Here is a 20499-nt window from a genome sequence, read left to right on the forward strand (position 1 = left end):
AAATGAACAAAAAACTACTCAGTGTTGCATTGCTGTGTATTTCCTTCTCCGGAATCTCCCAAGTGCAACAATTAGGAACACCTCTTTCATGGAAAGATAAGGTTGGAATGCCTAAAGATGCTATTCAGATGGTTTCGGTAGATAACGAAATCGAGGCTACGAATGAAATGACCAGAAGAGGAAGTACCTTGGAAAAGGAACTGCGATTCGGAAAAGAATTAGCAGTGAACATTGATTTCATGTCACAAGCTGTAATCAAGACTTTACCAAATGGAACCGTTGTTCGTCAACTGAAGATCAATTCAGCAGGTGCATTGTCGATCAATTTGATTTTTGATCAGTTTCAACTTTCCGAAAACGCGCTTCTTTTCCTTTCTGACGGTGAAAAGAAAGAATTTATCGGTGCCCATACCAGCTTGAATAATAATGAAAACAAGATGCTTGGTACTGAACTGATCCATGATGATGTGGTAATCATTGAATTGCAGGAACCGGCAAATGAAGCAGGAACTTCCAAATTACATTTGGGAACGGTGATTCACGGTTACTTTGATCTGGAATCGGAAGTAAAAGCGCTTGGTAGCTCCGGAAACTGCGAATACGATGTAAACTGTCCAATCGGAGCAGGATGGGAAAACCAACGAAATGCGGTTGCCATGATGGTGAATGGTGGAGGTTTCTGTACAGGATCCTTGATCAACAACACCTCAGGAACAATCATTCCTTACTTCCTTTCTGCAAACCATTGTGGTACAACTCCGGGAAGCTGGGTATTCCGTTTCAAATGGGAACGCACACCAGGAACCGCAATTTGCGCTACAACGAATAATGCTTCGAACGACGGACCGACAACCATGAATATAAATGGTGGTACATTGAGAGCGAATTATTCCCCTTCAGATTTTACCTTAACAGAATTGAATTCTGCTCCAAACCCTGCTTGGGGTGTTTATTACAATGGATTCAATGCAACGAATATTCCTGCAACATCCGCTGTTGGAGTTCACCACCCAGCCGGAGATATCAAAAAAATCTCCTTTGAAAATACGCCTTTAATCTCTACCACTTTTGGTGGAAGCCCTGCTGATAGCCACTGGGGCGTAACAAGTTGGGATAATGGTGTAACAGAAGGTGGATCATCCGGTTCTCCTTTGTTTGACCAAAATCACAGAACGGTTGGTCAATTGCATGGAGGAGCTTCCGTTTGTGGAGGAGCAAGTCTTTCAGATGAATACGGAAAATTATTCACTTCCTGGTTAGGTGGTGGAACAAACGCATCACAATTGAAGTTTTGGTTGGATCCATCCAATACAGGAAGTACTACAATTGATGGTGTTGACCCAGCTGGACCGGGAACAGCTTTAGATGCTGGATTAGGAACAGTAACAGGTGCTTCGGGAACAATATGTTCCGGTACGGTTACTCCATCTTTCACTCTAATAAATAATGGAAGTACGACTTTAACTGCCGCAACTATTCATTACGGATATGACGGTAATTTCGGACAAACTTATCCATGGACAGGTTCATTGAATCAATACCAAAATCAAGTGATTGCTCTGCCATCAGCTACACTTTCGGGAGGGAATCATGTTTTCAATGCGTATGTTAGCAGTCCTAATACAGGAACAGATGAAAACAACAATAATGACACGATCGAATCCGGTTTTACTACAATCGTAAATCCAACAATAGTTGATTTGTCCTTGACAACAGACCGTTGGGGAAGTGAAATTACCTGGTCATTGACAAATACTGCAGAGAACGTAACGTTCTATACTGGCGGACCATATGCAGATTTACCTAGTGGGTCAGGAGCAACATACAATGCTTCATTTTGTTTATCAGATGGTTGTTATCATTTCATCATTGAGGATTCTTTCGGCGATGGGATGGCGGGAACACCTGACGGACATTATGAATTAGTGACCGGTACAGATACAATAGCTGAATTGCTCCCTGCAGATGCAGATTTCGGAAGCAGCCATGTCTCTATTGTGTGCGTAGGAACATCCGGATTGAGTGAATTAGCGGCATTACAGGAATCTTGGAGTTTATATCCGAATCCGGCAAACGATGTTGTGGAGTTCGGATTGACAAATGACAACTTATTGAAAGAAATCACTTTGGTAACCGCACAAGGTTCAATCGTTCGAAAAGTGAGTACAACCGGGGTTTCTTCCACAATGAATGTGTCTGATTTGTCATCTGGTGTTTATTTCGTTCAAATGAAAAATGCATTGGGTACCAGTACAAAACAATTGATTATTAAATAAGTGATCTCACAATAATGGAAAGCTGTCTGCTCAGGTAGGCAGCTTTTTTTATTTTTGTACTATGGCTAAAATTAAATCCGCATTCTTCTGTCAAAATTGTGGTTATGAAACTCCAAAATGGTTGGGTAAATGTCCATCTTGCAACGAGTGGAACACATTTGTAGAAGAATTGGTTGAAAAACAATTGCCACAAGTCATCGCCTTCTCTACCTCATCGGGGAGAACTGCAAAAGCACAAGTATTGCAGGAGATTGTTTCCAACGGTCAGCGCAGAATCCTTTTACCCGACAGCGAGATTAACCGGGTACTCGGAGATGGATTAGTTCCAGGATCCCTGATTCTTTTCGGGGGAGAACCCGGAATTGGAAAATCCACCCTATTACTTCAATTGGCCGTACAGACATCTTTGCGGGTTCTTTATGTTTCAGGTGAAGAAAGCGAACAACAGATAAAAATGCGTGCTGAACGCATCGGTCAGAAAAATGAATCCTGTTTCATCCTGACAGAGACCAATATTCAAAATATTTTCAAACAAGCAGAAGAAACGAGTCCGGAACTCTTGATTGTGGATTCCATTCAAACCCTTTTCAGTTCCCAAATTGAAAGTGCTCCGGGAAGCATTTCCCAAATACGGGAATGTACCGCACAATTGCTGCGTTATGCAAAAATGACTGAAGTTCCGGTTTTCCTTATTGGTCATATTACCAAAGAAGGGTCACTTGCCGGACCCAAGGTTTTGGAACACATGGTTGATGCAGTGTTGCAATTCGAAGGAGATCAACACCATGTTTACCGCTTATTGCGTGGAATAAAAAATCGGTTTGGAAGCACCAATGAACTGGGGATTTATGAAATGAACAGTTCCGGTTTAAGAACCGTTGAAAATCCTTCCGAAATCCTGATCTCCTCCGGAGATAATGGCTTAAGCGGTGTTGCTATTGCCGCTACCCTAGAAGGATTAAGACCTTTGCTGATAGAAGTTCAGGCACTTGTCAGCACAGCTGCTTACGGAACACCCCAACGTTCTTCAACCGGTTTCGATGCACGCCGATTAAACATGTTGCTCGCAGTCATGGAAAAACGATGTGGATTCAAGTTGGGAGCAAAAGATGTTTTTCTGAACATCGCCGGAGGAATCCGGGTGGATGATCCGGCAATTGATTTGGCGGTTGTAGCGGCAGTCTTATCAAGCAATGCGGACATTGCCATCAATCGGTTGATTTGCTGTTCGGCAGAAGTTGGTTTATCAGGAGAAATCCGCCCTGTTAATCGCGTTGATCAGCGGATTCGGGAAGCTGAAAAACTGGGCTTTGAAAAAATCATCATTTCAAAGCACAATAAAGGAATTGAACAATCCAACTTCAAAATAGAATTGGTGCCTTGTGCCCGAATTGACGAAGTTTTGAAGGCTCTATTTGCATAAAACTGTCCATAATTTGTAAGCCACACACTCTAACTTGGAAAATATTTATTCCAATGAGCTCCTTTGCAATAGTTTCCTTAATTTTGACTTTCTAAATTAAAACGCTACTTATGAGAGTATTATCTATCGCTACCATGATTTTACTGTGTTTCACTTCTCTTGCTGTAAACACACCTCCAGCTTTAAATTTGTCTCAAACATTTATCAATCCGGTTCTTTGTTCTGCTGATGACAGCGAAGTACAAATTTTCCAGCCTTTTGAAATTACGGATATTGATAATGACTTCATACAGATTGTCGGAATCACTTCTTCCAATCAGTCGGTTATCCAGGATGCTTCTTTGTATGCCGGAAGCACAAGCTCTACCGGAACTTTGAGTTCATATCTTTATTCCAGCTGGGGTTTCAGTGGTGCGGGCAGCTGTATCATCACTTTGGAAGTCTCTGACGGAACACAAACAGTATTCATCACTCTTCCAACTATTACAGTTGTTGAAACACCAACCATTACAATTTTACCTAATGCTCAGATTTGTTCGAGTGAAGGCACGGTTGACCTGAACCAATTCGTCACTCCGGCAGGAGGTGTATTTGATTACGACGGTTCGGTTTACCCGAATGCTGAGTTCAATATGATAGATCAGGGTTATATCTCCAATGATAATATCGGAATTAACTACACCTTATCAAACGGTGCTTGTACGGCATATGATTTTTTATATTTAGACCTCTTTATATCGCCAACAGTTTCTGTTGTTACAACGCCTACTTCTTGCGGAGCGTCAACGGGTACGGCAATAGCAACCGCAGTTGGCGGTGCACCCGTACTAAGCCAAAGTTGGTCTAACGGTGTTACCGGAACTCCAAGTATTTCCGGTTTGGCAGCAGGTCAGTACATGTACTATTTTGTAGATACGAATCAGTGTTCCACTACAGCAGCATTTTCAATCGACCCTTTAGGAGTAAGCATCAATGAAACGGTTACGGATGTGGTTTGTTTCAGCCAGGCGAATGGTGGAATTACCATCTCTCAAACAGGTTTAACAACTCCTGTCACTTACATTTGGTCTTCTGGTCACACAGGTACAGCTGTTACAGGTCTACTGGCAGGAACTTACACGGTTTATGCAACAGATGCTAATAACTGTATGATTTCTAAAGCAATTACCGTTACACAACCAGATAAAATCATGTTTCAGGCAGGTGTAAACGTAGGACCAACTTGTGGAGCTTCTGATGGAGAAATCGAAGTTTGGGGTCTGAATGGTGGCATCCCTCCTTACACAACCACCTGGTCAAACGGGGTAACTGGAGATATTAACTCCAATCTGGCTTTCGGTATCTATTCTGCAACCGTAACAGATGCAAACAACTGTATGGCTGTGAAGCCTGTTTACTTAAGCGAAAACAATTCGGCTGACATTTCAGGTAACGTAATCCCAGCAGGTTGTGGAGGAAACGACGGAAAAATCCTTGTGGATATCTGGGTTCCCGGAGTTGATCCAATTCAATCCATTTTTTGGTCGAACGGAGCAACTACAGAAGACTTATTAAACGTTCCTTCTGCAAACTATGTTTGTACTGCAACGGTAGCAAATACAGGATGTAGAGCAATCAAAGGATGGAACATCCCAGTTGTGAAACCATTGAGACAGGATCTTTGTATCATTACAGTAGATAGTGTTACGACAACAAACTTGCTTGTTTGGGAAAAAGTTCAACCAATTGGAATTGATTACTACAATGTCTATCGTGAGACTTCAACACAAGGTGAATATGTGTTGATTGACACCGTAAACTTCAGTAACATCTCTCTTTTCAATGATGTAATCGCATCACCAGCTGAGCGTTCTTGGAGCTATAAACTTGGTGCCGTAAACGTTTGTGGAGAAGAAGGTCCTTTGAGTATCGCGCACAGAACGATTCACTTGGATCTATTGGATTTAGGTAATAATTCCGTAAAAGTTAACTGGAATGCTTATGAAGGAACATCGGCATTTACAGATTATATTGTTTGGAGATACACAACAGCAAACGGTTGGGAACAAGCTGGAACAGTTTCAAGTTCCACGCTGTCTTTCACAGATGGGGTAGCTTATGCTACTCCCGGATTGGATTATATGGTGGAGTTTGCATTGACGGAATGGTGTTCAGCAGAAAAAGCACAAGATTTCAATACCGTAAGATCAAATCGTGAAAGAGGTCAGTTTGCCGCAGGACAAGGTGTAGATGGAGCTTCATCTAACAGTATCGGCGAAAATTACCTGAACAACATCGGAATTTATCCGAATCCTACTTCAGATAAATTGACGTTTGTTCAAGAAGGAAACGAACAGGTTACATACAACATCCTTTCATTGTCAGGTCAATTGATGCAAACAACTCAAAGCAGCCAAACAAATACTGTTCTTGATTTAAGCCCACTAAATGCCGGAGTTTATTTGGTGGAACTTAAAATGAATGACATTAAAATCACGAAACGGGTAGTTAAACTTTAAGCGACTCGTATTCCCATAAACGCAGTGTAAAAAATCATTGCCCCATTCAGGTGCAATGATTTTTTTTCTCATCACTATTTAATTCTATAACCATGAAAAAGCTTCTGTTTTTATCTGTCCTTCTTCTAAGCATTGCAAAAGTGCAAGGACAAACATATGATTGGTCATCAGATATGCCGGCAGATCCTTACGTCTCCGGGGGACAAGTAAAATCAATCATGTATCAAGGGAAATTGTATCACTTCAGTGATTCCATCGGAAACTACATTCGTGTTACGATGTACAATCCCGAAGTAGGCACCTGGAGATGGTTGACTTCTGAAAACACCTACATTTCCGGTTTGAGTAGAATCGAAGGTGAAGTAATCGGCAATAAGGCTTATTTGGTAACCGGTGGAATAGGTGGTCTGTATGCCCATAAATTTGATTTTAATACGAATACGATTGTCGGCTATAACTCATTGATAGCAACAGGAGGATTGGGAACTTGGGAGTTCAAAGCTGACCCGGTATCCGGAAAGGTAATCGTGATGTTTGTTGAAAACACCAATACCAGTATCTGTACATTTAACACCACAACCAATGTCTGGGACACAGAATTTGGTGTAAATACACTGCTCGATCCCGGATTCAGTGGTGCAGGGAACTTCATCATATCCTTTTCGTCCACTTCCATCTATTATGGTATTTCAGGAGCAGGAAACAATCGCCTGGCTGTTGCACCGATCAATGCTCCCTATGCACTTACTTACTATAACTCAGGAGGAGCTAATGACGGTCGTTTAAAAAATGACTTGGGGACTAATTTCGTGACTGGAAATTTCTTCCTGGTCGGAAACGGACAAAGCACCCCTATGATATATATGCGCAACTATACGGATCAAAAAACCTATGAAAAAACCTTTTCCGGAACCAATAACGTACAGTTAAATAGCGTTACAGATCCTTCCTTGAGTTTCAATATCGATACTGTTCGTTTTGCTGTTAACCAAAATGCCAGTTATGCTTTCATCCTTTCGAATTTCACTGCAGCAGGCAATGGTTCCTTGGGAAATTCATATGTTTTCAGAAAAGATTTGGGAGCAGGAACCTGGGATACTTTAGGGATTCAAATTCCGCTTACTGCAGGTCTAAACAACTTATTTATGCTATCCCTGGATCAAAGTGGGGAGCATTTGGCAATAAACTACCAAAACGACGGATATTACTACTACAAGGTTTACAATACGAAACCCGAAATCAATCCTAGTTCAATTGTTCCGACAACAGGAACCTGTTCGAATCATCAAAATCTGATCTATCATGCATTGGAGTTTTATGATGACAATAAGGACGGACCGCTTAAAATTTTGAACCTCGCAGATGGAAGTGGTGCAATTACCGGTATGACGGCTGAGTTAATCTATTTTGACAATACTTCATCCCCTTCTGTTACAAAATATGCCATTTATGGTTTTATTGGAACCGGCGGAAATTCAAGTGTTGTTATGCAGCTTTTTGATGGTTACAGTATCACCAATGTTACTTTACCAACGATTACAGTCGGACAGACAGCAGCCCCTGTAGTCAGTTTCGCATCCAATCCATTGACACTTTGCAGCAATGACAACTTAATTGATCTGAGTAATTATGTCAATTATTACGACCACGGTACTTTCAAAATCAATGGAGTTCCGGTTGTAGGTACAACTATTGACGGAACTGTCGTTTCTCAAGGCTTTACAGGTGGTTCCATTTCCTTAGACGATGAAATCAACGGATGTATCGTTAACACATCCGGTTCACTGACATTCCCTATTTTAGGAAGCGCTACCGTCTCTTCAACTCCGAGTGCCTGTGGATCGACAAGCGGAACTGCAACGGTGAGTTTTACTGCCGGAGCATCTGCCAATTATGCGGTTGAATGGTCAACCGGAGAAAACGCGACAACTATTTCAAACCTGGCACCGGGTCCGTATTTTTACAATGTGACAGATGATTACAATTGTCATATTACCGGAGCTACAACGGTAAATGCAACCGGAATCACACTTACGCCAACCATTACGAACGTTTCATGTAACGGGTTAAATGATGGTTCAATAACGATCAATATCGTAAATCCGAATTCATACCAGTTTGTTTGGTCCAATGGATACGGAACTCAAACCATTTCCAATTTGGCACCCGGGAATTATTCCATCAATGTCTGGGATAACACTGGTTGCCAGGCTTCCGGATCGTATACCATTACGGAACCAGCACCTATAACAGGAAATTTATTCGGGTTTGAACCAACGTGCGGAGCAACAGACGGAGGAATTTTTGCTTCCATATCTGCTTCAGCTCCGGTTTATGATTGGATCGGAACGGGGCAAACGACACAGAACCTTTCCAATGTGGGACATGGGTTATACACCTTGAAAGTCACCGACGGGAACGGATGTATCAAACAATTCAACTATCAATTGGATGATCACAATGCGGTTGATATCACAACAACAGTTCTGAACACCGACTGTAACCAAAACAACGGTGGAATTACTACCACTTTTGTTCAGGATCCAAATGGTGGTGGTGCAGCAAGTTCATGGAGCTGGTCGAATGGTGAAACCACACAAAGCATCTTCAATCTGGCAGAAGGTTCTTATACGATCACAGTACTTAACGGTCCTTCCAATCAACCATGTTATTCATCGAAAACGGTTCAGGTCGGAACAAGAGCACCGCTTTCCCAGCCAATTTGTTTGGTTACGGTAGATACTTCTACAACCACGAATCTGGTTGTTTGGCAAAGAACCGAAACATCTGGAATTGACCATTATAACATCTATAGAGAATCTAATCTGGCTGGAAATTACCAGTTGATCGATACGGTAATGGCAACAAACCTGTCTTATTTCAATGATGTGGTTGCTTCACCGATGGACCGTTCCTGGCGTTATAAATTATCCGCAGTAAATGCATGTGGAACTGAGGGACCTATTTCTACAGAACACAAAACCTTGCATTTAAATACCATTTTGAATGCGGGTAATGGGTCGTTCGACATTCTTTGGGATGATTACGAAGGTTCAGGAAACGTTGCAGGATATGTGGTTTGGAGAAAAACGGATCAAGTTGATTGGATGCCGGTAAGTTCAACCATTGCATTGGGAACTTCTTTCTATAACGATGTTCCACTGGCTGGATCGACAGGTGTGGATTATTACATCGAAATGCTTACAAACTCACCATGTATAGCTGAGAAAGCACAAGATTTCAACACAACCCGCTCGAACCGTGAACGCGGGCAGTTCGCGGCAGGTGATGGTGTCGATGGAGCTTCTTCCAATGGAATCGATGAGAATTACTTGAATGAGATCGAAATGTATCCGAATCCGACCCAGGGGAATGTAACTTTTGTTCAGACAAACAACGAAAAGATCACCTATCGTGTCACTTCGCTTTCCGGACAGGTTATCACTACCCTTTCAAGTTCCGATTCAAAAATCGAGATGCAACTAGAAGGAATTCAATCCGGAATCTACCTGGTTGAAATCAGTTCTGCAAATTCGAAGATCACAAAAAGAATCAGTAAATATTAAACTATATTGATTTAGTAAAAAAAGAGTCTGCTGCGGTGGGCTCTTTTTTTTACCAACCATTTGCAGAAAGACCAAAAACACTCAAAGAAAATTACAACATACAAGTCTTTTTAACCCCTCAAATTATATTTGCATACATTTGCTACTTGTTAATTGCTAACACAAAATTACTTATGAAAAAACTACTTACGCTAATAGTTGTTTTCGTTTCAACCTTTTCTTTTTCACAAGGTTGGAATTACATTGGAAGTTCAACCGGTATCGCCAATGCGACAGAAGTTGATATAGAGGTTACTCCGGGAGGAAATTTATATGCCGCATATATTGACGCTTCAAATTCCAATAAAATAACCGTTCGCAAATGGCTTGCTAGTAACAGTACTTGGCAACTTGTTGGAACAGCCGGCATCGGAGATGCAAATGTTTTCGATTTACAGTTGGTTGTTCTTGGTGAAACCACACCGGTTGTAGCTGCGAAAACCTTCTATCAAACAACTTATGAGTTCCTGGAAATTTATAAATTCAACGGGACAAGCTGGATAAGCCAGGCAATTGGTTCCGGAGGTTATAATCAAATTGAACATTCTTATGATTATTCACTTCGCGGAAATACTGCAAATCAATTGTTTTTAACATTCTACAATGTAGATGAGCAATCCACAGGATACTCTCCGGAAAATGCATTGATCACTGTCAATATGACAAATCAAACCCTTTATGGAGGAGCCAGTCCAAACCTGGAACAAACAAGTTTTTCCGGCGAGTTAAGTTCTTACATCGACGGTAATAATGCCTACGTTATCCACGGAGAAGCGGATATGTCCGATTATATTCCATTCGATGTTTCCGTAAATGGTGCTGCCTATTCCAATAATACATTGGACAATTCAGATGGTGCTTCCAAAATGTTGATAGAGAAAAACAATGGTGCAACTGCTTATAGCTCTGTTTGGGCCGTTCCATATTCCACATTCCCTCTAAAATTTCGTTCTTTCAATGGAACCGCATTTGGAACCCAAGCGAATATAAGTACCGGGGCGAATGTTGTCGATTTCGATTTTGACACATACAATTCCGATGCCTATGTGTTTTATAAAACTACTTCTTGTTTCTTTAAGAAGGTTACGAATGTAGCATCTCCTGCAATCAGTACCATTTCTTCCGGAACAACATTAGCACCTGCTACAGCTACTTCATTAGAAATGGAGGTTTCAAATTATGGTGTTTATGTAATTGCCTATGTTGATGGCGGTAAATTTTACGTGAAAGAATACAATCAACTGGCGAATATCGAAGACTATGATCTTTTCGCTATGTGCGAATCATCTGTTTTCAATAACTCGGCGAGTAATTCCGTATACTGCCTGGATCCGAATTTCAGCCAGCAAGGATTGACAATGACCTGTGTTTCTCAAAATGTCGGGATTATTCCTAACTCGGCAATCACTGTCACCGGTGCCGGAACCTTGTCCTTCTCATTGAACATCAACAATACAAACGATGTCAGTTCACCGACAATCGTTGATTTGCAATTCGAATTATTCGACAATGGCGTTTCTTGCGGAACAGCCCTAATTCCAATTACAGTGAACCCGAAACCGGTCATTGTATTTACCAACCCTACAAATGCAGTTTGTGAAAACGCAAATCCTATAAACCTAAATAACTGGGCGAACCCAAGTGGGGGAACTTGGTCTGGAACAGGTGTTTTAAACAACACCTTCTACCCTTCTTACCCAACGGTATCACCTGTGATGATGAACTACACGAAAACCAACCAATTCGGTTGTACCAGCTCGGCTTCAGCACCACTGACAATCAATCAAACACCGGATTTGAATGTAACGACAAGCACCTCAAACTGTAATCAAAATACGGGAACCGCTTCCGTAGCAATCACAAACGGACAATCTCCCTATTCCATTTACTGGAGTACAGGTTCTACACTAGACAGTGTCTCTAATTTAGCTCCGGGACAATATTTAGTTTCTGTAACGGATGCAAACGGTTGTCTTTCGACTTCAACTTCCATGGTTGGATCCAATGGGATTTCTCAAGCAGGAGTTCCTACAGGAGCTTTGTGTTACGGAACAACTAACGGGGCAATCAATGTAACGGTAACAGGTGGAGCTGCTCCATTGGTTTATGCATGGTCAAACGGTGCAACGACTGAAGACATCACAGGATTGGTTGGAGGACCTTATGAATTGACCATTACAGACGCTTTGGGATGTGTTTCCACTGCAACTTATACCGTACAGGAACCGCAGCAAATCATGCTGAACACGATGACAGTCACTCAACCGGGTTGTTCTGCAACCAATGGTCAGGTCACCGCATCTTTCAACGGTGGAACTTCCCCATTCAATTACGCTTGGGTAAATGGTCAGGGAACACCTGTAGGAACCAATAACGCGACACTTTCAAGCATTGGAGCCGGAACATATACTTGTACCATTACGGATGCTAACGGTTGTGCTTTCAGCTCTGCAGCATTGGTTTCCAATAACTTCGGACCAACTTTGGCGATTGACACGATCATTCCTTCCTCTTGTTCCAATGATGGACAAATTCAATTAACTGTTATCTCCGGAAACCCGACTGCTTATTTGTGGACAAACGGTGCAACAACTCAAAACATTACAAACCTTAGTCCTGGAACTTATTCTGTTTCTGTAACAGGTGGTTCCGGATGTATCACTGTTTTGGGTGGAACAGTTGAATCCACACTTCCGGACCCGATTGATATTTGTTTGGTTACTGTAGATTCAACAACAAACACCAACCTGGTTGTTTGGGAAAAACCAATCACAACCGGTATCGATCATTTCAATATCTACCGCGAAACATCACAAGCAGGTTTATACCAGCTAGTAGGTTCCGTTCTTTATTCAGATGAGTCTATTTACAACGATATCGTGGCATCACCGAACGTCCGTTCCTGGAGATATAGAATCTCTTCCGTGGATGATTGTGGAAATGAGTCTGAATTAAGTTCGATTCACAAAACGATCCACTTGGTGATCAGCCATGGTTTAGGAAATGATATCAACTTGTTCTGGGATAGCTATGAAGGATTTGCTTATACGAACTTCATATTGAGAAGACATACGGATGCAGCTGGTTGGACACCTCTTGCCACGATGCCGAACAATTTGTTTACTTATACCGATCAGCCTTCAACAACAGATGGTTTGTTCTATGAGGTGACAGTTGCTGCACCAAGCCTGTGTTCAAGTACTAAAATGGCACAGGATTTCAACACCACAAGATCCAATCGCGATAACCGTCTTTCAACTGGTCAACCGAATTCCGTTTCAGAACTATTGGACCAAGTAGTGAATATCTATCCAAATCCGGCAAATACGGTTTTAAATGTGGATAACAGTTCAAGCCAACTGATTGAAGCACGAATCCTGGATCAAACCGGCAGGGTTATTTCATCCACGACTCTGGCGCCCGGTCAAACCAAGATCGACTGTGGAAAACTTGCCATGGGAATGTATAGTATCGAATTACAGTCACTAGGTGCTAAAACACTGAAGCGCTTTGTGATAGAAAGATAAACAGAATATTAAAAGGGAGTTAAAAGCTCCCTTTTTTAATCACAAAGGTTTGTCAATAAGTTTGAATCTTTTGCTGTCCATCAGGCATGAGAAAGAAGTACTTTAATAAAAATACTTCAGCATGGCTAAAAAGAACAAACTATTTGTACTAGACACCTCTGTTCTATTACATGACCACGACGCCATCATGCACTTCGAAAGACATGATGTTGCCATTCCAATCACAGTTTTGGAAGAATTGGACAAATTCAAAATTGGAAATGACACCAAAAATTTCTCAGCCCGTGAAGTAATTCGTTTCATTGACAGAATATCGGCAAACGGCGGTTTACAACAATGGATCACCCTTGGTCCCAATTTGGGGGCATTCAAGGTCCTACTGGATTCACAACCAAAAGGTGTAGATGCGGAAACGGTTTATGGGGTCGGAAAAAATGACCACAAAATTATCAATGCAACCCTTGCGGTAAAAGAGCAAGAAACCAAGAAGGAGGTTATCCTTGTTACAAAAGACATCAATTTAAGAATCAAGGCGAAAGCACTGGGAATTCTTGCGGAAGATTACGAAACCGGAAAAGTTCATTCAAATGAATTGGAGCAGACTTCCAGCTCAACCATTGAAGGAATCGAATCCGAAACAATCAAACAATTATTCCTGAAAGGAACCATAGACGAAGAAGGTATTCTCGGAAATCAAAAAATTGCAAACGGTTACTATATCCTTAAAAACGGTAAAAGTTCCGGTTTGGCTTATTTTGACCCGCATACGGATACACTTCAACGTGTCGAAAAAGAATATACTTCCGGAATCAAGCCTAAAAATGCGGAACAAGCTTTTGCAATCAATGCCCTGATGAATAACAACATCAAGCTGGTTGCCTTGCAAGGTGTAGCAGGAACGGGAAAAACCCTGCTTGCATTGGCTGCGGCATTGGAACAACATAAATTATTCCAACAAATAATCTTAGCTCGCCCATTGGTTCCCCTTTCCAATAAGGAAATCGGATTCCTTCCCGGAGATGCGAAAGACAAGATCGGTCCTTATATGGAACCGCTGTGGGATAATTTGAAGTTTATCAAATCCCAATTCGGAGAAAATGAAAAACGCCACAAACACATTGTGGAGATGGAAGAAAGTGGCCGTATTCTGATTACTCCGCTTGCATTTATTCGCGGAAGAAGTTTATCCAATATTCTGTTCATTGTAGATGAAGCCCAAAACCTGACTCCTCACGAGGTAAAAACCATCATTACACGAGCCGGAGAAGGAACCAAGATTGTCTTCACAGGCGATGTTCACCAAATTGACACTCCTTACCTGGATGAAAACAGTAATGGGCTCGCATACCTCATCGACCGATTGAAGGGTCAGAATCTCTTTGCGCATGTCCGTTTGGAAAAAGGAGAGCGCTCCGAATTGGCGAATCTGGCAAACGAACTTTTATAACCGACAAAACCTGAATTGGGGTGATGTTGATATCTCCCCAACAGCCCTAATTGAGGAAAAATCAAATGAATAACTATATTTGGGAAAAATTTAATCAATGAAAAAAATAATCTTTCTATCCTTAATTACTTTAAGCGGTTTTTCCTTTGCTCAAAAAGGAGGGCCAAAAGTGGAAGTAAGTACTGGAAAACCTTATGAAGTAGTAGATGCTGCGAGTAAACAGTATTTAACCCTTACCAATGGAAATGTTCTGTCTGTAAAAACAGACGGTATTGAAATTACCCTTCAAACTTTCGATGGTGCAACAGGAGACCAAATCAAGAAAAAGACTACTCCAGCTCTTAAAAAGGGAAATACACTTCAACGAATCGTTCAGACCCAAGAAGGCATTTATTATTTGTATGAAATGTACAACAGTAGCATCAAAGCTTTTGAACTTTTCAGTATGGAGATAAATCCGGAATCATTGGAAATGGAAAAACCGGTTTCTTTACTTCAAACGAAACGCAAAATAACAAAAGGTGAGCGCGATGATGAAGGTGATTTCCCGTTAACGTGGGGAACAGCAAAAACAGGAGCTATGGAAGGAATGGTTTTCGTTGGTGTGAACTTTACAGTTTATCAATCATACGATCGTTCACACATCATGGTTCAATACCGTTTGAAACCAGAAACTAAGCGTGATGCAAAAAGCTATGACGAATTAGGGTTCCACGTATTCGACAAATCCATGAACCCGATCTGGGGTGGTGAATACAAAATGCCTCATACGGAAGCGGAAATGAATAACATCGCTTACACGGTAACATCTAAAGGAGTTGTTTACATGATTTCTTACCTGACATCTACAAAGGAACTGGAATTAATTACTGTTTCAAAAGAAGGTATCCAAACACACAAGCTGGAAGGAACAGACGGATCTTTGTTATTCAATAGAATGCGCTTGATCGAAGACGTTGACGGAGACGTAATTTGTTCTTCTTTCTACGCATCAGGTTTGGATTTCAAAGGAAGTTTCTCCATGGGAATGAGTTCCACGCTTGCATTCATGGCTAACGGGATTTACGGATTTACTGTTTCTCCGGAATACACAGTAAACCATGTATACAACTTGGAATTTCCTCAAGACCTGATCAAATCCTATTTGTCCGAGCGTCAGGCGAAAAAACAAGATGCAAGTGAGAAAAAAGGACGTGAAGGAATTGAAGATCTTCAAATGATTGACTTCTTTGCACAAAAAGACGGAAGTTTCATTATTACCGGAGAACAAAAATATGTACGCAATGAAATGTACATGACTTCTACAACAAACGTAGCGCATTTCGGAAGCATGGTTGTTGCTAAAATCTCTAAAGGAGGTGAATTGGATTGGATCACAAAACTTCCTAAAAACCAGGCTTTGGTATTGGGTGATAATTACAACCCGTTTTCTGAAGGACAATTGAGTTATACATACATCAACAGTGGTTCTGATCACTACATGGTCTTTGTAGACAATGAAAAAAATGCAACATTGGGTAAAAATGAAGCCCCGGCTGCACACAAAAACGGGATGGGTGGTTACTTAATGGCTATCAAAGTGAGTGACAAAACAGGTGATTGGGAGCGAATCAAATTAGCTGACATGAATGACCTGGGTGGTTACAAAGCTTACCAGTTCCGTGTAACTCGTATTTGTAAAGCAACTGACAATACGTTCTTAATGGAGATCTACAAGAAAGAAAAACAAGATGTGATGATTAAATTCGATTTCGAATAATCATTATTGAATAACATGAGATGCCTCAATTTGCCCGTTAACACCGGATGAATTGAGGCATTTTTAGTTTAAGCCATTTCTTCTGCTTAAATTCACAAGACCAAATTCATTTTCAATTATGAGCACTTTTCGCAGCGATCTATCCCATACTGAATTTCCGATTTCCGAGCGAATTTCTGCAAGAACGATTCGAGGGTCTGTACTTGAACTCATTAAAAAAGACCATCCCGATTTTGATGACAACCATTATCTTTCTATTAATGAGCTCAATGACTATCGAGAAAAGTATCTTTCAAACATGATGCAAGATCAATTGGGAGAACTTTCGGATTTAGATAAAACCGTTTTGGAATCCCTCAATGAAAAGAAATTGATTTCCGATCAATTGGAGGATAAAGCAGAGAAAGATACTTATGGTCAACGAATAGCAGATAAGGTTGCAACCTTTGGTGGAAGCTGGACCTTCATCATCTCCTTCATGACCTTCTTATTGATGTGGATCGCATTCAACGCATTCATTTTACTCAACAAAGGATTCGATCCTTATCCTTTTATCCTTTTAAACCTCATTTTATCGTGTTTGGCGGCACTTCAGGCGCCAGTCATCATGATGAGTCAGAACAGACAAGAAGAGAAGGACAGAGAGCGTGCAAAGAAGGATTACATGATCAATCTGAAATCAGAAGTTGAAATCCGCTTGCTGCACGACAAAATAGATCACCTGATTATCCATCAGCAACAAGAATTATTGGAAATGCAGAAAATCCAATTGGATACCATGAAAGATCTGCTTCAGAAACACACTAAAGGAGAAAAAGAATGACTCCGACAAGGTTTCACTACCCTTCACCCGGATTTTCCATTTATTGGGAAACCGGCAACGGAAAGAAGCTCGCAAAAAGACTTATCGGAAGCTTTCCTGAAAAAGCAGAGATCGAGCAGTTCATTCCTCGTCTTTTTGAAACCGATCAATTGGCAGACCAGGTTATTCGGGAAGTCTATCAAAAACAGGGGTTCAAACAAGCCGACCAGTGGATCAATCAACTACTCGATGGTGAGAAAATAGCAGGTATTCCGGATTCCCTGAATCAATTAGTTGCAGAAATCACGACGAAACCAATCTGGTTGAACGAAGAATTGCTGGAACAGGGTGCTATGCTTTGCAGGCGGGCAGGCTCACTCGGATTAATGGTCCTTCGCAATTATTGCCTGATGGGCGGTTATGAATCTTCGGCCATCAACAAACCATTGGTCTTCACGGGAGCTTTGAAAAAAGGTGCTGCCAAGCGTTTAACGGAAACAACTGAGTTCTGGGTTCGCATCATCGGAGAAAATGCCATCACCAATCCTCAAATCGGTTGGAAAGAATGCTTGAAGATTCGATTGATGCATGCGTATGCCCGTGTAAGTATTCTGGACGAAGGAAAATGGCGCGAAGCTGATTGGGGAGCTCCGTTGAATCAATGGGACATGATGGCGACCAACTTAGGGTTCTCGATCATATTTCTAGACGGACTCCGAAAATTAGGGATGAAACCTACAGAACAGGAAATCCGGGGCTTATTCCATTTTTGGAAATACGTGGGATCCTTACTCGGAACTCCCTCAGCATATCTTCCGGAAACAGAATCCGATGCAATCCGCGCAATCTATTCCTGGACAATCACACAGGCTCCTGCCGATGATGATACGATTTCACTCGCGTTGGCTCTTAGCCTCGAACCTATTGACGGCAATTTTCTACCCAAAAAATGGCAGCGGAAACTAGTCTACAAAACACACTTGGGATACAATTGGTTTTTTCTGGGAGAAGCTTCCTGCAAAACCATGCAGCTTCCTAAAACGGCTTGGCGCATTTACCCACCGATCCAGCGGTTCTTTGTGAGTTTAAGTCAACCTTTTGTTCACCGGTCTGAAAACAGTTACAATCGTTCTATTCAACGTAACCGAAAAACACAAAAGAAAATCGTAAACGCCTACTTGGAAAGCAACAACAGAAAGCAGATTACAGATAAATAAACAGGTTTAAGGTCTATTTCCCGCAGATAACGCGAATACCGCAGATTCTCATTGCGTGGACTTATATGGCACATACTATAAAATAAGCAAAAAACACTTAATAATCAATACTTTAAGGGCTTGCATTTCGAAAATGTTCATTTTAATTTAGAATATGACAGAAAATGAAATCAGCTACGAAATCCGTAAGGCAATCTACGAGGTTTATAATGAAACCGGTCCTGGATTATTAGAATCAACTTATGAACATGCGTTCAGGAATTCCACTTCTCTGGCCACAAACTCATCATCGATCTTTTGGAACAAGATGCTTGGTTCGTTTGTTTGATCTCCGGCCTGCAATAAGATATTTCCGGCTTCATCCCAAGGCTTCAAGTCCGTTCCTACAAATGCACGAATCTTTGCTGCCGTTTCCGGTAAGAACGGATCCAACACCAAACCAAGGTTCGCAGTAATCTGCAACGCAATATTCATGATTGTTTCTACCCTTTTCGGATCGGTTTTCACCAATTTCCACGGTTCATTATCCGCCAAATATTTATTTCCGATACGCGCCAACATCATTGCTTCAGCCTGCGCATCACGCAATTTGTATTGGTATACCAAATCAGCAATACGCTGAGGAATTGCTTTCATATCGGTCAGTACCTGTTCATCTTCATCCGTCAATTCTCCACATTCCGGAACTCTTCCTTCATAGTACTTTTGGGTCAGCACCAGCGCACGATTGATGAAATTCCCCAGAATATCCGCCAATTCGTTGTTTACACGCGCCTGGTATTCCTTCCAGGTGAATTCCGCATCCTTTGTTTCAGGAGCAATGCATGTCAAGGTGTATTTCAATTCATCGATCTTCTCCGGATATCTTTCCAGGTATTCATGCAGCCAAACAGCCCAATTGCGGGAAGTGGAGAATTTATCGCCTTCCAAATTGAGAAACTCGTAAGCCGGTACGTTGTCAGGTAAAATGAACCCTCCGTGATCTTTCAACAAGATAGGGAAAATGATTGCGTGGAATACGATGTTGTCTTTTCCAATGAAATGAACCAATTTGCGGTCTTCGTTGCACCAGTAATCCTTCCAATCTTTTCCGTTATCCAAAGCCCATTGCTTCGTTGCGGAAATGTAGCCGATCGGTGCATCCAACCAGACATACAACACTTTTCCATCTGCACCTGGAAGTGGAACGGGAACTCCCCAATCCAAATCACGCGTCATGGCACGTGGATGCAAACCGCCATCAATCCAGGACATACACTGACCGATCACCTGATTTCTCCAGGCCTTCGGATTGTGCTGCTGTTTTCCGTCCAAAATTCCTTCCTTGATCCATGGACGCAACCACTCTTCGTGGCGATCCATCGGCAAGAACCAATGCGAAGTGCTTCTCAAAACAGGTTTCAATCCGCTCAAAGTAGAAACCGGGTTTTTCAAATCCGTCGGACTCAAATCAGAACCACATCTCTCACACTGATCTCCGTAAGCACTTGGGTTTCCGCAATTCGGGCACTCCCCTGTAATGTATCTGTCAGCTAAAAATTGCTGGTATTCCTCGTCGTAATATTGTTCGGTCGTTTCCTCAATAAACTTTCCTTTTGATTCCAACACCCTGAAGAAATCCTGTGCTGTTTCGATGTGAATCTGCGCAGAAGTGCGGTGGAAAATATCGAATGAGATATTGAATTGTTTGAATGAATCCCCGATAATTTTATTGTATTTATCTACAATTTCGCGCGGAGTAATTCCCTCTTTCTTAGCGCGCAAGGTAATTGCAGCACCGTGTTCATCCGAACCACAAATGAAAGCCACATCATGTCCGTTCGAACGCAGGAAGCGCACAAAAATATCAGCAGGCAGGTAAACACCGGCAACGTGTCCTAAATGAAGGGGTCCGTTCGCATATGGGAGCGCAGCTGTTACAGTAAATTTCGATTTATTCATGGTA

General features: G+C 41.7%; 10 protein-coding genes and 1 pseudogene. 10 read left to right on the forward strand and 1 reads right to left on the reverse strand.

All coding sequences use genetic code 11. The annotated features are described in order from the left end of the window. Positions 1–2 precede the first annotated feature (2 nt). The 10 genes and pseudogenes from AAG807_RS02315 to AAG807_RS02360 form a co-directional block, all read left to right on the forward strand. The gene (locus AAG807_RS02315; RefSeq protein WP_341900412.1) at positions 3–2276 is read left to right on the forward strand and encodes a T9SS type A sorting domain-containing protein; all 2274 of its coding nucleotides are present in this window, start codon (positions 3–5) and stop codon (positions 2274–2276) included. A 61-nt stretch (positions 2277–2337) separates the two neighbouring features. After that, positions 2338–3699, forward strand: coding sequence for a DNA repair protein RadA (gene radA, locus AAG807_RS02320; protein ID WP_341900414.1), 1362 nt, complete (start codon positions 2338–2340; stop codon positions 3697–3699). Positions 3700–3809: 110 nt separating this feature from the next. Next, a complete protein-coding gene (locus tag AAG807_RS02325) occupies positions 3810–6197 on the forward strand; it encodes a T9SS type A sorting domain-containing protein (protein ID WP_341900415.1) in 2388 nt (795 codons plus the stop codon). 92 nt (positions 6198–6289) lie between these two features. Then, the gene (locus AAG807_RS02330; protein ID WP_341900416.1) at positions 6290–9763 is read left to right on the forward strand and encodes a T9SS type A sorting domain-containing protein; all 3474 of its coding nucleotides are present in this window, start codon (positions 6290–6292) and stop codon (positions 9761–9763) included. Positions 9764–9936: 173 nt separating this feature from the next. Continuing rightward, a complete protein-coding gene (locus AAG807_RS02335; protein ID WP_341900417.1) occupies positions 9937–13329 on the forward strand; it encodes a T9SS type A sorting domain-containing protein in 3393 nt (1130 codons plus the stop codon). 121 nt (positions 13330–13450) lie between these two features. Then, positions 13451–14776, forward strand: a complete 1326-nt coding sequence (locus AAG807_RS02340) for a PhoH family protein (protein WP_341900419.1) — start codon at positions 13451–13453, stop codon at positions 14774–14776. A 97-nt stretch (positions 14777–14873) separates the two neighbouring features. After that, positions 14874–16535, forward strand: a complete 1662-nt coding sequence (locus AAG807_RS02345; protein WP_341900421.1) for a hypothetical protein — start codon at positions 14874–14876, stop codon at positions 16533–16535. A gap of 118 nt (positions 16536–16653) precedes the next feature. Next, positions 16654–17358, forward strand: a complete 705-nt coding sequence (locus AAG807_RS02350) for a DUF1003 domain-containing protein (protein WP_341900423.1) — start codon at positions 16654–16656, stop codon at positions 17356–17358. Then, positions 17355–18554 carry an oxygenase MpaB family protein gene (locus AAG807_RS02355; RefSeq protein WP_341900425.1) on the forward strand — a complete coding sequence of 400 codons (1200 nt, stop codon included), beginning with the start codon at positions 17355–17357 and terminating at the stop codon, positions 18552–18554. The genes AAG807_RS02350 and AAG807_RS02355 overlap by 4 nt, the downstream gene beginning before the upstream one ends. Before the next feature lie 154 nt (positions 18555–18708). After that, a pseudogene (locus tag AAG807_RS02360) lies at positions 18709–18807 on the forward strand (GxxExxY protein); the annotation flags it as partial. Here AAG807_RS02360 and metG read toward each other — a convergent pair. After that, complete coding sequence (gene metG / locus AAG807_RS02365) at positions 18795–20495, reverse strand: methionine--tRNA ligase (protein WP_341900427.1); 1701 nt, start codon at positions 20493–20495, stop codon at positions 18795–18797. The pseudogene AAG807_RS02360 and the gene metG overlap by 13 nt on opposite strands. Positions 20496–20499 lie beyond the last annotated feature (4 nt).

This window comes from Fluviicola taffensis DSM 16823 (assembly GCF_943372375.1).
In the GTDB taxonomy this organism is placed as follows: Bacteria; Bacteroidota; Bacteroidia; order Flavobacteriales_D; family Crocinitomicaceae; genus Fluviicola; species Fluviicola taffensis_A.